This is a genomic window from Mesorhizobium sp. B1-1-5 (assembly GCF_006443065.1).
Classification (GTDB): domain Bacteria; phylum Pseudomonadota; class Alphaproteobacteria; order Rhizobiales; family Rhizobiaceae; genus Mesorhizobium.
In genome coordinates, this window is record NZ_VFWS01000116.1 from 1 (window position 1) to 16,114 (window position 16,114).

General features: G+C 64.2%; 19 protein-coding genes, 1 tRNA gene and 1 pseudogene. 12 read left to right on the forward strand and 9 right to left on the reverse strand.

Annotation, left to right across the window (positions count from 1 at the left end):
* Both FJ980_RS24655 and FJ980_RS24660 read right to left on the reverse strand, forming a co-directional pair.
* Nucleotides 1–234: pseudogene (locus FJ980_RS24655) on the reverse strand (sugar ABC transporter permease); the annotation flags it as partial.
* 37 nt (nt 235–271) lie between these two features.
* On the reverse strand, nt 272–1,564 hold the full coding sequence (locus FJ980_RS24660) for a sugar ABC transporter substrate-binding protein (RefSeq protein ID WP_140546324.1): 1,293 nt from the start codon (nt 1,562–1,564) through the stop codon (nt 272–274).
* 280 nt (nt 1,565–1,844) lie between these two features.
* Here FJ980_RS24660 and FJ980_RS24665 point away from each other — a divergent pair, with 280 nt between their 5' ends.
* From FJ980_RS24665 to FJ980_RS24675, 3 genes are read left to right on the forward strand one after another with little or no spacing between them, the layout of a single operon-like run.
* Nucleotides 1,845–2,717, forward strand: a complete 873-nt coding sequence (locus FJ980_RS24665) for an ROK family protein (protein ID WP_140546325.1) — start codon at nt 1,845–1,847, stop codon at nt 2,715–2,717.
* Nucleotides 2,714–3,481 (forward strand): GntR family transcriptional regulator, encoded by a 768-nt coding sequence (locus tag FJ980_RS24670; protein ID WP_140546326.1) that lies wholly within the window; start codon nt 2,714–2,716, stop codon nt 3,479–3,481. The genes FJ980_RS24665 and FJ980_RS24670 overlap by 4 nt, the downstream gene beginning before the upstream one ends.
* Before the next feature lie 22 nt (nt 3,482–3,503).
* Nucleotides 3,504–4,295: an SIS domain-containing protein gene (locus tag FJ980_RS24675; protein ID WP_140546327.1), complete on the forward strand. Its 792-nt coding sequence runs from the start codon at nt 3,504–3,506 to the stop codon at nt 4,293–4,295.
* Between the two features lie 41 nt (nt 4,296–4,336).
* On the opposite strand, the gene FJ980_RS24680 is transcribed toward FJ980_RS24675, so the two are convergent.
* On the reverse strand, nt 4,337–4,519 hold the full coding sequence (locus FJ980_RS24680; RefSeq protein WP_095766249.1) for a hypothetical protein: 183 nt from the start codon (nt 4,517–4,519) through the stop codon (nt 4,337–4,339).
* 301 nt (nt 4,520–4,820) lie between these two features.
* Between FJ980_RS24680 and FJ980_RS24685 the strand changes: the two genes are divergently transcribed.
* Nucleotides 4,821–5,255, forward strand: a complete 435-nt coding sequence (locus tag FJ980_RS24685) for a hypothetical protein (protein WP_140546328.1) — start codon at nt 4,821–4,823, stop codon at nt 5,253–5,255.
* A 77-nt stretch (nt 5,256–5,332) separates the two neighbouring features.
* Here FJ980_RS24685 and FJ980_RS24690 read toward each other — a convergent pair whose 3' ends face one another.
* From FJ980_RS24690 to FJ980_RS24700, 3 genes are all read right to left on the reverse strand, one after another.
* Nucleotides 5,333–6,523 carry an NADH-quinone oxidoreductase subunit D gene (locus FJ980_RS24690; protein WP_140546329.1) on the reverse strand — a complete coding sequence of 397 codons (1,191 nt, stop codon included), beginning with the start codon at nt 6,521–6,523 and terminating at the stop codon, nt 5,333–5,335.
* A gap of 78 nt (nt 6,524–6,601) precedes the next feature.
* Complete coding sequence (locus FJ980_RS24695) at nt 6,602–7,006, reverse strand: hypothetical protein (RefSeq protein WP_246673392.1); 405 nt, start codon at nt 7,004–7,006, stop codon at nt 6,602–6,604.
* Nucleotides 7,007–7,096: 90 nt separating this feature from the next.
* Nucleotides 7,097–7,708: an alpha-ketoglutarate-dependent dioxygenase AlkB gene (locus FJ980_RS24700; protein WP_140546331.1), complete on the reverse strand. Its 612-nt coding sequence runs from the start codon at nt 7,706–7,708 to the stop codon at nt 7,097–7,099.
* A 95-nt stretch (nt 7,709–7,803) separates the two neighbouring features.
* Here FJ980_RS24700 and FJ980_RS24705 point away from each other — a divergent pair, with 95 nt between their 5' ends.
* Entirely contained in the window at nt 7,804–8,034 is a 231-nt protein-coding gene (locus tag FJ980_RS24705) for a KTSC domain-containing protein (RefSeq protein WP_140546332.1), read from the forward strand.
* A gap of 17 nt (nt 8,035–8,051) precedes the next feature.
* Here the strand turns inward: FJ980_RS24705 and FJ980_RS24710 are convergent.
* Nucleotides 8,052–8,141, reverse strand: a tRNA-Ser gene (locus FJ980_RS24710).
* Nucleotides 8,142–8,595: 454 nt separating this feature from the next.
* On the opposite strand from FJ980_RS24710, the gene FJ980_RS24715 reads away from it, so the two are divergent.
* The 4 genes from FJ980_RS24715 (at nt 8,596) to FJ980_RS24730 (ending at nt 11,459) form a co-directional block, all read left to right on the forward strand.
* Nucleotides 8,596–9,297 (forward strand): DUF2569 family protein, encoded by a 702-nt coding sequence (locus FJ980_RS24715; RefSeq protein WP_140546333.1) that lies wholly within the window; start codon nt 8,596–8,598, stop codon nt 9,295–9,297.
* An 85-nt stretch (nt 9,298–9,382) separates the two neighbouring features.
* Nucleotides 9,383–9,709: a hypothetical protein gene (locus FJ980_RS24720; RefSeq protein WP_140546334.1), complete on the forward strand. Its 327-nt coding sequence runs from the start codon at nt 9,383–9,385 to the stop codon at nt 9,707–9,709.
* A gap of 237 nt (nt 9,710–9,946) precedes the next feature.
* A complete protein-coding gene (locus tag FJ980_RS24725) occupies nt 9,947–10,936 on the forward strand; it encodes a BMP family ABC transporter substrate-binding protein (RefSeq protein ID WP_140546335.1) in 990 nt (329 codons plus the stop codon).
* A gap of 67 nt (nt 10,937–11,003) precedes the next feature.
* Nucleotides 11,004–11,459, forward strand: a complete 456-nt coding sequence (locus tag FJ980_RS24730) for a GNAT family N-acetyltransferase (protein WP_140546336.1) — start codon at nt 11,004–11,006, stop codon at nt 11,457–11,459.
* On the opposite strand, the gene FJ980_RS24735 is transcribed toward FJ980_RS24730, so the two are convergent.
* Both FJ980_RS24735 and FJ980_RS24740 read right to left on the reverse strand, forming a co-directional pair.
* Nucleotides 11,454–11,858, reverse strand: coding sequence for a hypothetical protein (locus FJ980_RS24735; RefSeq protein WP_140546337.1), 405 nt, complete (start codon nt 11,856–11,858; stop codon nt 11,454–11,456). The genes FJ980_RS24730 and FJ980_RS24735 overlap by 6 nt on opposite strands.
* 21 nt (nt 11,859–11,879) lie before the next feature.
* Entirely contained in the window at nt 11,880–12,089 is a 210-nt protein-coding gene (locus FJ980_RS24740) for a SlyX family protein (protein WP_140546338.1), read from the reverse strand.
* Nucleotides 12,090–12,343: 254 nt separating this feature from the next.
* On the opposite strand from FJ980_RS24740, the gene FJ980_RS24745 reads away from it, so the two are divergent.
* The 3 genes from FJ980_RS24745 to FJ980_RS24755 are packed head-to-tail and all read left to right on the forward strand — an operon-like array spanning nt 12,344 to nt 15,985.
* Entirely contained in the window at nt 12,344–13,876 is a 1,533-nt protein-coding gene (locus FJ980_RS24745; protein WP_140546339.1) for an ABC transporter ATP-binding protein, read from the forward strand.
* Nucleotides 13,873–15,012 (forward strand): ABC transporter permease, encoded by a 1,140-nt coding sequence (locus FJ980_RS24750; RefSeq protein ID WP_140546340.1) that lies wholly within the window; start codon nt 13,873–13,875, stop codon nt 15,010–15,012. Before FJ980_RS24745 ends, FJ980_RS24750 begins: the two co-directional genes overlap by 4 nt.
* Nucleotide 15,013: 1 nt before the next feature.
* Nucleotides 15,014–15,985 (forward strand): ABC transporter permease, encoded by a 972-nt coding sequence (locus FJ980_RS24755; protein ID WP_095766261.1) that lies wholly within the window; start codon nt 15,014–15,016, stop codon nt 15,983–15,985.
* The last annotated feature ends 129 nt before the right edge of the window (nt 15,986–16,114 follow it).

Consider the following 16,114-nt stretch of genomic DNA (forward strand, 5'->3'; position numbering starts at 1 on the left):
GATCGTGGTGTTGAGCAGGGCCGTCTTGAAATCGCGGCCGACCGAGGTGGGGCCGAAAATCTCGTGGAAATTGCGAAGCCCGACGAAGCTCGCGTCGGAAAAGGGCGTCTGCGTCGACCAGTCCTGGAATGACAGCCAGACGGTCAGCAGCATCGGCAACAGCACGAACACGCCGATCAATGTCACGGCGGGCGCAAGCATGATGCCCGCCGAGGCACGAAAAGCTTTGGCCATTCATCGGACCCAAAACATGCCGGGCTGAAACCCGACTCTATTTCGCCGCGCGCTTCAGGATCGACGTGGCGTCGGTCTGCGCATTCGCCTGCGCATCCTTGGCCGAGACCTGGCCATACTGCAACGCCTCGAGCGTCTGCTGCAGCGATTCCGAGAATTCCTGGCCGCCGAGCACGACAGGGAAGGGGCGCGCATCGGCAAGCCCCGAGACGTAGCCGGACAGGAATTCGGAGCCGAGCTTGTCCTTGTGCGCCTCGATGTCGGAAGTGCGTGACGGCAGGATGCCCATCGACATCAATATGTCGGACATGGCCGAGGCGCCGTTCTTGCCCGACTTCGGGCTATTCAGCCAGGCGAGGAACTCCCAGGCTGCCTTCTGCTCGGCCTCGCCGGCCTTGGCGTTGACGACGGTCATCCAGGAATAGGAGATCGAATGCGGCTTGTCGCCGCTTGGGCCGACAGGGATGGGAGCGGTGGCGATGTTTGCGAACTTGTCGCCCATGCCGGTCTTGAGCGCGCTTTCCCACCAATTGGCCATGATGATCATGCCGGTCTTGCCGGAGACGAAATTGTCGAGGAACGGACCGGTTGTGTTGGCGTCGGCCGTTGCCATCGCCGGATTGCTCGCGCCGGACTTTATCAAGTCTTCATAGAGCGCGAAGGTTTCGCCGGCCTGGGGACTGTCCAGCGCCGGCTTGCCGTCCTTGACCAGGTTGCCACCATTGGAGACGAGCAGCGAGGCGAAAGGATGGACCACCCCCGCCGCCCATGAGTTGATCATGCCGAAGCCCTGCTGGCCCTTGGCCTTGTCGGTCAGCTTCGCGGCGGCATCCTTGAGTTCGGCCCAGGTTTTGGGCGGAGCGGCGATGCCCGCTTCCTTGAACAGCGCCTTGTTGTAGTTCAGCGCGTAGACGTCGATCTCGTTCGGAATGCCGTAGAGCGTGCCGCCGACCGAGGCGGCGCTGACGACGCCCGCCGGCCACGCGCTTTTCACCTCGGCTGCCACCGCATCGGGAGCGGGGGCGACGAGCTTGTCCTTTGCCAGTTCCGGCAGCCACAGATCGTAGATGCCGCCGATGGTCGGACCATCGGAGGAGCCGCCCTGCGAGCGGAGCGTGGTCAAGAGATCGCCGAACGGAACCGCGCGCACGGTGACGGCGACATCCGGGTGCTCCTTGGAAAAATCCTTGGCCGCCGCTTCGAGCAGCGCCACCGTCTCCGGCGACCAATGCGTCAGGTAGGAGATGTTGACCGATTGCGCCCAGCCGGTCGCGGGCAGCGCAATAAGTCCCGCGGCGAATCCAAGCTTCGAGATCCAGGCAAGCGACATCGGCGTCCTCCACATAAGCCATGACCAGAGTGGATGACGTTATGACAAGTTTGAGCAAAGGCGCAAGCCCTCTCGCACGTGGACGTGCGGATCATGCTTGCAAATGAAAAACTCGATGATGTCAATCCACTCAGATAACGTAAGTGGATCAGTAGGATAAGATGCGGTTTCCTGGCCGATCGCCGATCAATAGGTAGCCGTCGACGTCTTTGCGGCTCTTGCGAGCGGCATCATGTCGTTATAATGACATCTGAAAAAATGCTGACCGGAGCCGCCATACATGACACGGGTTCTCGCCATCGATCTCGGCGGCACCAATCTGCGCGCCGCGGTCCATACGGGCGATATCGGCGCCCTCGTGCCCCAGGTCCGTGAGCCGGCGCCGGCGAGCCTCGACGCGTTCGTGACGCACGTTCGCACGCTCGCGGCCGTAGGCGAGGCCGAAGCGCTCGGGCTTGCCGTGCCGGGACTTGTCGAGGGCTCCGCATGCCGCTGGATACCGAATCTGCCCTGGCTCGACGGCGTCGACATCGCGGCGCTGTTTCCCGACCTTCGCGTGGCGGTCGGCAATGACGCGCAGATCGCGCTGCTCGCGGAAGCGGCGAAAGGCGCGGCCGAGGGTGTCTCCGACGCGATCCTGCTGGCCATCGGCACCGGCATCGGCTCGGCGGTGCTGGCCAATGGCCGCATCGTCGCCGGCGCGCATGGCGGCGCCTGTTCCTTCGGCTGGGCCTGCGCCGACGTCAGGGACCATGGCGAGGATCGCAGTGGCTGGCTGGAACGTGTCGCCTCCGGCCGTGCGCTGGACGCCCTTGCCGCACAGATCGGACTAGCCGACAGCCGCCAGCTGATCGCCGCCGCCAAAGCAGGCCAGCTTGCCGCACAGACCCTGCTCGAGGTGCCGGCGCGCCAGCTCGGCACGGCGCTCGCTGGCGCGGTCGGGTTGCTCGATCCAGGCGTCATCCTGGTCTCGGGCGGCCTGGCCGATGCGCTGGATGTGATTGCGCCGCCGTTGCTTGCGGCGCTACGGCGTCAATTGCCGCCGCATCTGCGCGGCATCGAACTTAGGCCTGGAAAATTCGGCTCCCGCGCCGGCCTGATCGGTGCTGCGCTTGCCGGACAGGCGGGAAGCGGGTGGAGGCAGATCCGATGAGCGAAGCGAGCTTTCAGCAGCCGGACCGCAGGCGACCGGAGCCGCTCTGGTACCAGGTCGAGGAGGCGATCCGCGCCATCGTCAAGAGCGGCGAGTGGGCGACCGGCGACCAGATCCCGGCCGAGGACAGGCTCTGCGCGCTGTTCGGCGTCAGCCGCATCACGCTTCGCCATGCGCTGCGCAATCTTGAGGAAAGCGGGCTGCTCAGGCGCGAGCATGGAAGGGGCACCTTCGTGCGCTCGGCGACGCTGGTCGCCGGCACGCGCGAGCTCACCTCCTTCACCCAGGAAATGGGCAATATCGGCGTGGTCGCCGGCTCGCGCCTGCTCGATTGCAGCCTGACGACGGCGGGTGCGGCGGCGGCCGGCGCGCTGGAGATCGAGGAGGGCGATCCTGTCGTGCGGATCCGGCGATTGAGGCTGGGCAACAACGAGCCGATCGGCATCCAGACGGCGCAACTGGCCGCAGCGCGCGTGCCGGGCTTTCTCGACGCCGGCCTGCTCAAGGGCTCGCTCTACGAGGCGCTGGAGCGTCAGTACGGCATCGTGCCGGTCGAGGCGCGCGAGAACTACCGTGTCGGTTCCGTCAGCGCCGCCGACGCCGAGCTGCTCGACCTGCCAACGGGCAGTCCCGCCTTCGTCGTCGAGCGCATCACCATCGACGAGCGCGGCCCGTTCGAATTCACCGTCTCGGTCATGCGCGGCGACCGCTATGAGATACGCTCGACGCTGCGCGCCGGCCGTCTCCCAAACACCAGAAGCTGACACGATCAACAGGAGTACCGAAGTGTCCGATCTCTACATTCCCCGTCTCGCCGCCCTCCTCGAACAGGCATCGAAGGCCAATGAAGAAGCCTTCGGCCAGGCGGCGAGCCGCTTCGCCGACACGCTGCAAAATGGCGGGCTGGTCCATCTCTACGGTTCGGGCCATTCGGTGCTGCCGGCGCAGGAGATGTTTCCGCGTTATGGCAGCTTCGTCGGCTTCAACCCGCTGACCGACCCGCGCGTGATGTGGCACAACGTGCTCGGCGCAGGCGGCGTGCGCGAGCTCTTGTGGCTGGAGCGGACCGAGAAATATGCCGAGAAGTTCCTCGATCATCAGCCGCTGAACAAGGGCGATTCCATCATCATCTTCGGCCATAGCGGCCGCAATTCCTCCGGCATCGACACCGCGCTCTACGCCAAGAAGCGCGGCATCTTCGTCGTCGCGGTCACCAGCAAGAACAATCTCGACAAGCCGGCCACGCATTCCTCCGGCAAGCGGCTGGCGGACGCCGCCGACCTCGTCATCGACACCTGCTCGCCGATCGAGGACGCGGTGGTGCCGATCGAAGGCTGGGGCCGCCCGGTGTCGGGCTCGTCGACGGTGCTGGCGATGATCATGGCGCATGAGCTGCTCGCCCGCACGGCCGAGCAATTGTCGAAGCGCGGCATCGAGCTGCCGGTCTTCGCCTCGCCGACCATTGCGGGCGTGACGCTGCATGACACCGACGTCATCTACGGCGTCTACCGCGAACGCATGATCGAGGCGCAGAAGAAGCACCTGCCGACCTTCCAGGCGACGATGCGCGGGGAATGATCAGGCGGTGGGAGGCGCATCAGGCGCTTCCCGCGAGCCGTTCAAATCCGGCGCCGCCTGGTTGCGGAATGCCTGGGCGGCGCGTCATTCTCATCGGGATTGGGGATCGGCTCCTCGTCGGGCAGCCGGTCCGGCTCCGGCTCGCGCACCGGTTTCGGTTCCGGGATGGGCGGCGGCGTGGGCACGGGCGTGGGAGATGGGTCCGGATTGGGGAGAATGGCCATCGCTTTTTCCTTCCGTTCGATGCCTTGGCAGGGCCTGCTGCGAATCCCAAAAACCGGGATGTCCTGCCCGACCTGAACTGATGGAGGTGACCGCTGCGTTCAGACGCTTCGTCTGGAGCGATCGGCGGCGCAAGCTGGCAGAACGGCCACGCCCGCGGATGGTTCCAACACGATCGCGGCGCGCGACGGCGGCACATAACGATCAAATGATTCCACCCGCCTGTTTCGGCTCTTGCCGGCGTCGGTCGGCGCCTTAAATCCCGTTGTGGACGGGGGCCATCTGCCGACACAGGAGACGGCCGTGAAGCACCAAACCCTTGATCAGATCAACGCCGTTGCCGACGTTCATGCCGAAGCACCGGCTCTCATCGCCAATCGCGGCCAGCGCCTCGAGCGCTGGGCGCAGCTTCTTGAACAAAATCCCGGCCGCCGCCTCACGGCGCTGGCGGGCACCGAATACGCCTCAGCCGATGTGCGCCAAAGAATGCGTATCGACGGCTCGGCGATCACCATCGCTTTCGAGGACCCGATCTTCCGCGCGCAAGGCCTGCGGGACGACACTTACGGCGAAGCCAAGCGCTTCTTCGAAATGAGCGACTGGCAGCTGCATGAAGTCGTCTGCCATTGCCATGTCGGCGCCAACATGCCGGCCCGCTGGGCGGCCTCGCGCGTGCGCGCGGCGATCTCCCCGGGCGCCGGCATTTTCGCCTGGCTGAGGGCGGTGTTCATGCGTTAGAGCGGTTCCGTCGGCGGGATCGCGTCGGGCTCGCCGGTTGACGGAGACGAAGGAGAGGCGCCGGGCTCTCCTCCGCGTCAGCGATCGATCTCGCCGAATACGATGTCGAGCGAGCCGATGATCGCCGCGACATCGGCCACCATATGCCCGCGCGACAGGAAATCCATCGCCTGGAGATGGGCGAAGGATGGCGCGCGTATCTTGCAGCGATAGGGAACGTTGCTGCCGTCCGAGACCAGATAGACGCCGAACTCGCCTTTCGGCGCCTCGACCGCGGCATAGACCTCTCCGGGCGGCACGCGGTGGCCTTCGGTATAAAGCTTGAAATGATGGATGGTCGCTTCCATCGAGCGCTTCATGGTGGCGCGCGGCGGCGGCGTGATCTTCTGGTTCGGCACGGCGACAGGACCCTGGCCATCGGATGAGCGCAGCTTTTCCAGGCACTGCCGCATGATCCGCACCGACTGGCGCATCTCTTCCATGCGCACCAGATAGCGATCGTAACAGTCGCCGTGCTTGCCGATGGGGATGTCGAAATCCATTTCGGGATAGCACTCATAGGGCTGCGCCTTGCGCAGGTCCCAGGCGGCGCCCGAGCCGCGCACCATGGGGCCGGAGAAGCCCATGGCCCAGGCGTCGTCGAGCGAGATCACGCCGACATCGACATTGCGCTGCTTGAAGATGCGGTTGTCGGTGAGCAGGCCCTCGAGATTGTCGCAGGCCTTCAGGAACGGATCGCAAAAATCCCAGATGTCGTCGAGCAGCTTTTCCGGCAGATCCTGATGGACGCCGCCGACGCGGAAATAGTTCGCGTGCATACGCGCGCCTGAGGCGCGTTCATAAAACACCATCAGCTTCTCGCGTTCGGCGAAGCCCCATAGCGGCGGCGTCAGGGCGCCGATATCCATGGCCTGCGTGGTGACGTTGAGAAGATGCGACAGGAGCCGCCCGATCTCGCAAAACAGCACGCGGATCAGTTGGCCGCGCCGGGGAACGGACAATTCGAGCAGCTTTTCGGCGGCAAGGCAGAAGGCATGCTCCTGGTTCATCGGCGCGACGTAGTCGAGCCGATCGAAATAGGGCAGGGCCTGCAGATAGTTCTTGTATTCGATCAGCTTTTCGGTGCCGCGATGGAGCAGGCCGATATGCGGATCGGCGCGATCGACGATCTCGCCGTCCAGTTCCAGCACCAGCCTGAGCACGCCATGCGCCGACGGGTGCTGCGGCCCGAAGTTGAGCATGAAGTTGCGGACCGCGGCTTCGGTCATGACGGCCTCCGCAAGAGTGAGGATCGAAGGCGAACCGCGGCCCGTCGGCCGCCGTTCGGCTGGGTTATGCCCCCAAGGTCAGGCCGTCGTCTGGATGATCAGCGTCAGCGTGCCGTCACCGTCGATGTTGGCGGCGACGACCTGCGAGGAATTCAGTCCGTTCGCATGCAGAACCGACGTCGCCTCGGGCGAGGCGTCGACCGAGTTCTGCAGCTTGGCCAGTTCCTTGGCGGTCGTCCTGGTGACTATGGCTTCGGCCTGCGCCTTCACTTCCGAGGGCAGGTCCTCCATCGCCACCACGACGATGTTGGTGACGTTCTGGGCGGCATCGTCTTGGCCGGGTTGGGACTGGCCTGGCTGCGGCTGGCCGGGGATGGGCTCCTGGGCAGGGGGCGTCGCTTGCGGCGGTTGCGGATCGGCGCGTTGAGCGGAAGCGGGTTGCGCCAATGCCATTGCCGACAGCGTCAGGACCATCGTCAACATGCGCATCGTCTTTCCTTTCCATCTGGAAAACCTGACGACACAACCCTGGCGCCCGGCGATGGTTCCCGGATAATCGCCGGCGCGCCCTGCTTAAAGAGCCCGCATTGTCCGCAACGTCACCGAATAGCGATGGCGTTCGACTGGCGGGATGCTGTGCTCCCACTCGTGCCTGACCGGCCCTGTCATGAGATAGAGCGATCTGGGCTCGACCTCGATCGTTTCACGGTCCCATGCCGCGCCGTTCTTGCGGCGCAGCCGGAAGCTGCAGGGCGCTAGCAGGGAAACGCCGGCGACCAGCTCGAAATGCGGCTTGTCCCGATGCCAGCCTATGCCGGCGCCCGGGCGATATTCGTTGATCAGCACTTGCGCGAATTCGGCTGCCGGGACGTCCGCGGAGGCGGCGACCTTGGCGCGAAGCGGCAGCAGGAAGTCCGGTATGGGCGGCGCCTCCACGACCTGGCGGCGTTCGTAATCGTAGCGCAAGCCGAAGCCGACGATTTGCCTGTTGGCAAGATGGCCGTGAAAATCGAACGGCTGGAAAGGCAGGCTCCGGATATGGCTGACCAGCTCGAGTTCTTCGTCGCGGGCAATCAGGTTCGGCTGGTAGGAGAAGCCCACGGGCATGGGCGGCAGGCTTGCAGGCGCACCGAAGAGATCGCCCTGGAACGCGTCGCCGGCAGCTCGGTTTTTCAATGATGTCATGCGGCTCAGATAGGCAATCGGACCCCTTGTGCAAGCCGGCAGGGCGGAACCTCGCGGCGCAGGAAGGATTAAGCGTTGGAAGCAGGAGGCGGCACATGCCTTCCACCGCGATCCGGACCATCCATTACGATCCGTCGAGACGGGTCCTCTCGGTATGGTTCGTCCCGACCGGCAAGCGCTATGACTATGAGGACGTCGGACCCGAGGTCTACACGGCTTTCAAGGCGGCTTTCTCGAAAGGGCAGTTCTTCAACGAATTCGTTCGCGACCGCTTCAGATATCACCTGGTCGAGCATGAAGGCTCGGCCTGCTCCGAAAAAATATAGAAATCAATCAAGTTGGCTGGCGGAGAGAGCGGGATTCGAACCCGCGTTACGGTTTCCCGTAAACACACTTTCCAGGCGTGCGCCTTCAACCACTCGGCCACCTCTCCGTCTTAGCATCTCGCGTCGGTCGGTTTCGCCGCGCGGGTTGGGGAGATGCTCCCAGGGAAGTCCTCAACGGATATTCGGTATGCCCTCAACCGGCAGGCAACCCTTCCCGGCACCGCTAGCCGTCTAGGCAAACAGGCGCGGGGCTCATCTAGTCGATCCTAAAGCGAATGCCAAGCCATATTGGCATTGCCGCGGCTTTTGCCGTGTATGGGCGCAAAGACAGGGTCAGGGGCGATGCGTTCGAATGATGTGCACAGGCCGATCGCGACGCGCCGGTGATGCTTGACTTCGCCTCCGCCCGGCTGTCGACTGCGCCAAATCTCTGTTTTCATGCAGTCCCGGTGGACGGTTGCGAGCTTTCCCTGGAATTGCCGGTTCGGGTTTTGCAATTCCCGCCGGAAAGCCGCGAGGCGGCTTTCCCGGAATTGCCTGGGCGAGGGGCATCGTCCCAACATGGCATCGATCGACCAGCAACCCGCGGGGCGGCCGGACGGCGGGCTTTCCCTCATCCCGGTGGCGTGGCTCGTCATCGTCATGGGGCTGTCGGCCTACGGGCTGATCTCCTCCTGGCGGCTGATCGGCGACTTCAGCCTGCCCGACAGCGTGTTCTTCCTGGTCTATGGCGGCCTTACCGGCGGCGTCATCACCATCCTGTGGGGGCTGTACCTGCTTGGCCTTGCCTTCAACCGCTCGGCCCGCTTCCCGCGCCATTACACGATCTGGCAGATCGCCATCATCATCTGGCTCCTGGTGCGCCAGGCCTATGTGTTGCTCGTGTCCGACTTCGTCTTCTCGGCCGAGGCGCTGGGCTTCACCGTCGCCGAGATCGCCATCGGCCTGCTCTGCATCTATCTCCTGCGCAAGGGGGCCGGCGCCGAGACGATCTACGCCAATCCGGAGACCGAGCGGCCGCCGGTCTTGGTCTCGATCCTTGCCGCGCTGCTCGGCATCATCCTTGGCGGCGCGATCGGCGCCTGCGCCGGTTTCTTCGCCGGTTCGCTGATAGCGGACCTGACGCATATGAGCTGTTTCGAGGGCGCCTGCGGATTTTTCGCGGCTTTTGTCGGCCTGGGGGGCCTGATCGTCGGCGCGATCGCAGGCGGTATTTTGGCCGTCTGGCGGGTGAACCGGCGCCGACCGGCGCGGGCTCGCTAATTTCACGGGTCGCGATTGCGCGGAAACCATGCAGGCTCTATGTCGATTGCGGGGGTAGACGGGAGCTTTCCCGGGGAGAGCGTCGATGTTGCGTTTCATCTTTCGGCTGGCAGCCATGGTTGCGCTGTCGATCTCCGTGATCATCGCGGTGATCGATACGACACGCTCGGTCGCAGCCTCCTCGCTGGTGATGACGCCGCTCAATGCAAGTTGGCTCGCGGTCTCGCCCGATACCCGTGCGGCCTTCGAGACTTTCGTGCGCGCCAAGGCAAGCCCGTTGGTCTGGGACGGCGCCGTCGCCTGGGTGCTCGCGCAACCAGGGTTTGCTGTTTTCGCGGTGCTGGCCTTCCTGCTCTACGCCATCGGCTACCGGCGCAAGCGCCGCGGCGCGGAATTCGCCCCAAGCCCCTGAAGGCCCTTGTTTTGACGCTGTTGCGGACGGACGGCCACGGCGAAACCGCCGAGGCCTGCCGCCGGCAACCGCTTTTTCCAACAGGTCAAAATTCCACGTGAATTTTGTTTCGCGCCGTGCCAGATTGACCGCGAGCGGGAGGGGCAAAACACTTCCTGCCTGGCACCGCCAGCCTGCCGGAGAACCGGGCGGGCAGGCGGCGCATAACGGAAAAATAACCGACAGGGTGTGGATCACATGAAACGTATCGTTCTCGGCCTTCTGGCCGCAACTGCAATGGTTCTTCCGGCTTTCGCCGCGGACGTGCAGCCCGCCATCCTCTACGATCTGGGCGGCAAGTTCGACAAATCCTTCAACGAGGCCGCCTATAACGGCGCCGAGAAGTTCAAGAAGGAAACCGGCATCGCCTATGTCGAATTCGAAGTCTCCAACGCCTCGCAGCGCGAGCAGGCGCTGCGCCGCTTCGCCGAGGACGGCCGCAACCCGATCGTCATGGCCGGCTTTGCCTGGGAAGATGCGCTGAAGAAAGTCGCAGCCGAATATACCGACCTCAACTTCGCCATCATCGACGATGCCGTCGACCTGCCCAATGTCCGCTCGCTGGTGTTCAAGGAGAACGAAGGCTCCTATCTCGTCGGCATCCTGGCGGCGATGGCGTCGAAATCGAAAAAGGTCGGCTTCGTCGGCGGCATGGACATCCCGCTGATCCGCAAGTTCGAATGCGGCTATGTCGGCGGCGCCAAGTCGGCCGGCGCGACGGACGTCATCCAGAACATGACCGGCGACACGCCGGCTGCCTGGAACGATCCGGCCAAGGGCGGCGAGATCGCCAAGACGCAGATCGACCAGGGCGCCGACGTGGTCTACGCCGCTGCCGGCGGCACCGGCGTCGGCGTGCTGCAGGCGGCAGCGGATGCCGGCAAGCTCGGCATCGGTGTCGATTCCAACCAGAACGGCCTGCAGCCGGGCAAGGTGCTGACCTCGATGATGAAGCGGGTCGACGTCGCCGTCTACAACACCTTCATGGATGGCAAGAACGGCACCTTCAAAGGCGGCCTCGAAAATCTCGGCCTCAAGGAAGGCGGCGTCGATTACGCCATGGACGACAACAACAAGGCGCTGGTCACCGACGAGATGAAGGCGGCCGTCGAAAAGGCCAAGGCCGACATCATCTCGGGCAAGGTCCAGGTGCACGACTACACCACCGACAACGCCTGCCCGTATTGATCTGCGGCTGAAGCAAGGTTTGAACCGCCGGGCCAACGCCCGGCGGTTTCGCTTTTGAGATGGAACTATGCGGACGACGATCGAGGCCATGGCGGAAGGCGACGTCGAAGCAATCGCGGGGCTTCGCCTCGCGGCTTTCTTCGAAGGCACCGATCGGACACTCGACGAGGACATGGCCGGGTTGCGCGGGCTGATCGCCGGCGACGGCTCCGAGGCAGCCTTCGTTGCGCGCGAGCGCGGCCGGCCGATCGGGAGCTGCCTGCTCGTCCGCAGCGAAATCAGTTCGCCGCACGACTTCTCGCCATGGCTGGCCGGGCTGATCGTAGAGGATGGATATCGCGGCAGCGGCGTCGGCACGGCACTGGTCAGAGCCGTCGAGGCTCGTGCCGTCTCATCCGGTGTCGGCAAGCTCTATCTCTATACATGGCAGGCGCGCGGCTTCTACGAGGCGCTTGGATGGACGGCGGTCGAGACCTTCGAGCAGGACGGCGCGCCGATGCTTCTCATGTCGCGTGAGCTATAGCGTGCCGGCGAGATAGCCGAGTGCAAAGGCGGCCAGCAGGGCAAGCGCAATAACAAAGCCAAGCCTGCCGCCACGCGAATGCAGGCCGACGCCATAGGGCTTGCGCTCGAGCCGGAGGATCATCGGCGGCGGTTCGGCCTCGGGGGCGGCAATGCCGGCGAGCCGTACCTGCATCTGCGGCAATTCGGCAAGGCGCTGCGTGACCAGATCCCAGCCATTGTCGCGCCCTTCAGGTGCCGCGGGATCGAAGGCGCGCAAGCGCTCGGCCAGCCGCAGCACCGTGTCGCGAAAGGCGGGATCGATCTCGAGATCGCGCTCGGCGCGAGCGCGTTCCCTGTCGTTCATCAGGCCAAAGACATAGTCGCCGGCCCTGGCGACACGGTCGCTTTCACCGGACATGGCCGTCTTTTCCCATGCTCCTCACCAGTGCGGCGGCTTGGTCACCGGAACATCGGAGGCGGTCTGCTCCTCCAACTCCAGGAATCGGTCAGTGAGCGCTGCGAGCTTGCGCTCCATGCGCTCGATCACCTTCCACTGTTCGGCGATCTGCCCGGACAGTTCCTCGATTGTGTTTTCCTGCTCGGCGGCGCGGATTTCCAACGCCGTCAGCCGATCGTCAGGCATGGTCATGCAAACCGACCCCTTGCGAGTGTGAAGCCTCCGCCTCAGCAGATGTTCGTGGATGCCCGAATATATCTGCTTAGCCCCTATTGGTTCCCGCAGGTCTGATCGAAAAACCGTGGACAGTTTTGCGGAACCTGCTCAGGTTCGAAATTGACAAGGGCGCTGCGATTTGTCGAGAGTGCACCGCCGATTGGCATAAGCGGGGCATCATGCTAGGCCTTTTGACCAAGCGATAAAAAATAACAGTGGGAACAGGCTGCATGGCGCAAGCCGCAATCGAGCTCATAGGCATCAACAAGAGCTTTGGCGCAGTGCGCGCCAACCGCGACATCAACCTGGAAGTGGCGCGCGGCACCATCCACGGCATCGTCGGCGAGAACGGCGCCGGCAAGTCGACGCTGATGTCGATCCTCTACGGCTTCTACCAGGCCGACAGCGGCGAGATCCACGTCGGCGGCAAGCCGGTGTCGATCAACACCTCCAACGACGCCATCGCTCTCGGCATCGGCATGGTGCACCAGCACTTCATGCTGGTCGACAATTTCACGGTCTTGGAAAACATCATCCTCGGCGCCGAAAACGATGTGTTGTTGAAGAGCAGCATCGCCAAGGCGCGCTCGGAACTCGACCGGCTGGAGCGCGAGTACGGCCTCGAGGTCGATCCTGATGCCGTCATCGAAGAGCTGCCGGTCGGCCTGCAGCAGCGTGTCGAAATCCTCAAGGCGCTCTATCGCGGCGCCGAGATCCTGATCCTCGACGAGCCGACGGGGGTGTTGACGCCGGCCGAGGCCGACCACCTTTTCCGCATCCTCAAGCAATTGAAGGAGCAGGGCAAAACGATCGTGCTCATCACGCACAAGCTGCGCGAGATCATGGCGATCACCGACACGGTCTCGGTGATGCGCCAGGGCACGATGGTGGCGACCCGGGTGACCAAGGAAACCACGGTCGGCGAACTGGCCGAGCTGATGGTCGGCAGGCGCGTGCTTCTACGGGTCGAGAAGGGCCAGTCGGAAGCCGGCGCGGTAAAACTTTCGGTCAAGAACCTGACGGTCAAGGATTCGCGCGGCGTCACCATGGTCGACAATGTCTCCTTCGACGTGCGCGGCGGCGAGATCGTCGGCATCGCCGGCGTTGCCGGCAACGGCCAGTCCGAATTGCTCGAAGCGATCTCCGGCATCAGGCATGCGGTTTCCGGCGAGGTTATGCTCGAAGACAAGCCGATCGATCTCACCGGCAAGGCTGATCCCGGCGAATTGCGCGACCGTGGGCTTGCCCACGTGCCGGAGGATCGCCACCATGTCGGGCTGGTGCTCGCCTTCGAGGAAAACGAGAATTCGATCCTCGGCTATCACGACGACGAGCGCTACCTGAAGGGGCCGTTCCTCGACGTCGATGCCATCATGGCCGACGCGAAGGACAAGATCGAGAAATACGACATCCGCCCCGGCAATCCGCGGCTGAAGACGGCGAACTTCTCCGGCGGCAACCAGCAGAAGATCGTGCTGGCCAGGGAGATGGAACAAGATCCCGGCGTGCTGATCGTCGGCCAGCCGACGCGCGGCGTCGACGTCGGCGCCATCGAATTCATCCACAAGCGGCTGATCGCCATGCGCGACCAGGGCAAGGCCGTGCTGGTGGTATCGGTCGAGCTCGACGAGATCCGCTCGCTCTCCGACCGCATCCTGGTGATGTTTGCCGGCCGTGTCGTCGGCGAGCGCGGCCCGGACGCGACCGAAGGCGAGCTCGGGCTGCTGATGGCCGGCGTCGAGCACCAGGAGGCCGCCGAATGAGCACGCCTTACACCAAGCTGCCGGCCTGGGCCGACTACGGATTGATCCCGCTGATCAATCTGTCGGTTGCCTTCATCGTTGCCGGCTTCGTCGTCATGCTGGTCGGCGAAAACCCGTTCCGCGCCGCCGTCATCCTGGTGGAGGGCGCCTTCGGCAAGGGCACCGGCATCGCGTTCACCCTGTTCTACGCCACGACCTTCATCTTCACCGGGCTGTCGGTGGCGGTGGCGGCGCATTGCAGCCTGTTCAACATCGGCACCGAGGGCCAGGCCTATATAGGCGGCCTCGGCATCGCGCTCGTTTGCCTGAGCCTCGACAGCATGCTGCCTTGGTGGGCGATCTTTCCGATCGCGATCGTCGCCGCGGCGGCGTTCGGCGCGCTGTGGGGGCTGATCCCGGCCTATCTGCAGGCCAAGCGCGGCTCGCACATCGTCATCACCACCATCATGTTCAACTTCATCGCCGCCTCGGTAATGGTCTATCTCTTGGTCGGTGCGCTGAAGCCGGCCGGCTCGCAGGCGCCGCAGACGCGCAATTTCCTCGCCGGCGCCGAACTGCCGAAGCTCAACTGGATCATCGAATTGTTCGGCGCCAAGATCCGCTCGGCGCCGCTCAACATCTGCTTCCTGCTGGCGCTCGTCATGGCCTTCCTGGTCTGGCTTTTGATCTGGCGCACCAGGCTCGGCTACGAGATGCGCACCTATGGCCACAGCCCGAAGGCGGCGCGCTATGCCGGCATTTCGGAAACCCGCATCATCATCACCGCGATGATGATCTCGGGCGCGCTGGCCGGCATGATGGCGCTCAACCCGGTGATGGGCGACCAGCACAATGTCGCGATCGATTTCGTGTCCGGCGCCGGTTATGTCGGCATCGCGGTTGCGTTGATGGGCCGGCTGCATCCGGTCGGCATCGTCCTGGCGGCGATCCTGTTCGGCATGCTTTACCAGGGCGGCGCCGAGCTTGCCTTCGAGATGCCGGCGATCAGCCGCGACATGATCGTCATCATCCAGGGGCTGGTCATCCTGTTCGCCGGCGCGCTCGAACACATGTTCAGACCTTACATCCAGGCGCTGTTCGCCTCGGTCAGTCCGAAATCGGTCGGCATGCAGGCAGTGAACGGTAAGGGGGCCTGAGATGGACATGTTCAACGCCATTATCCAGGTGCTGGATTCGACCATCCGCCTTTCGGTGCCGTTGCTGCTCGCTTGCCTGGCGGGTCTTTATTCGGAACGAGCCGGCATCTTCGACATCGGGCTGGAAGGCAAGATGCTGGTCGGCGCCTTTGCCGGCGCTTCGGCCGCCGCCGTCTTCCATTCGGCGCTGATCGGCCTCGGCACGGCGGTCCTGATCTCGGTCGCTTTCGCCCTGGTGCACGGCTTCGCCTCGATCACGCATCGCGGCAACCAGATCGTGTCCGGCGTGGCGATCAATTTCATCGCTGCCGGATCGACCATCATCCTCGGCCAGGCGTGGTTCCAACAGGGCGGGCGCACGCCGGCCCTGCAGCCGGCCGAACGCTTCGAGGCGATCATCTGGCCCGGCGCCGAGGCGATCAAGGACGTGCCGATCATCGGCCCGATCTATGCCGAGCTGATCTCCGGCCATTCGATCCTGGTCTATTTCGCCTTCGCCATGGTGCCGTTCACCTGGTGGGTGCTGTTTCGTACCCGCTTCGGGCTCAGGATGCGCGCCGTCGGCGAAAACCCGGCAGCGGTCGACACCGCCGGCATCTCGGTCGCCTGGCTGCGCTACCGCGCGCTGATCTGCACCGGCATCCTCACCGGCGTCGCCGGCGCGTATCTTTCCATGGTGCAGAATGGCGGCTTCGTGAAGGACATGACTGCCGGCAAGGGCTATATCGCGCTGGCAGCGCTCATCTTCGCCAAATGGAAGCCGGTCAACGCCATGTTCGCCTGCCTGTTGTTCGGTTTCCTCGATGCGGCGGCGATCCGCCTGCAGGGCTCGCCGCTGCCGATCATCGGCAAGGTGCCGGTGCAATTCATGCAGGCGCTGCCCTATGTGCTGACCGTCATTCTGCTCGCAGGCTTCATCGGCAAGGCCATCCCGCCGCGTGCCGGCGGCGTGCCCTATGTGAAGGAACGCTGAGGTCGGAGAATGCCGGGCGGGATTTTCGTGCTGCGGCGACCGGTATTTGAACAAGATCGTGGGAGAGAAGAACCGGATGTCGCATGATCTTTTCGAGGCGGCGAAGACGGCGATGGCAAAGGCCTATGC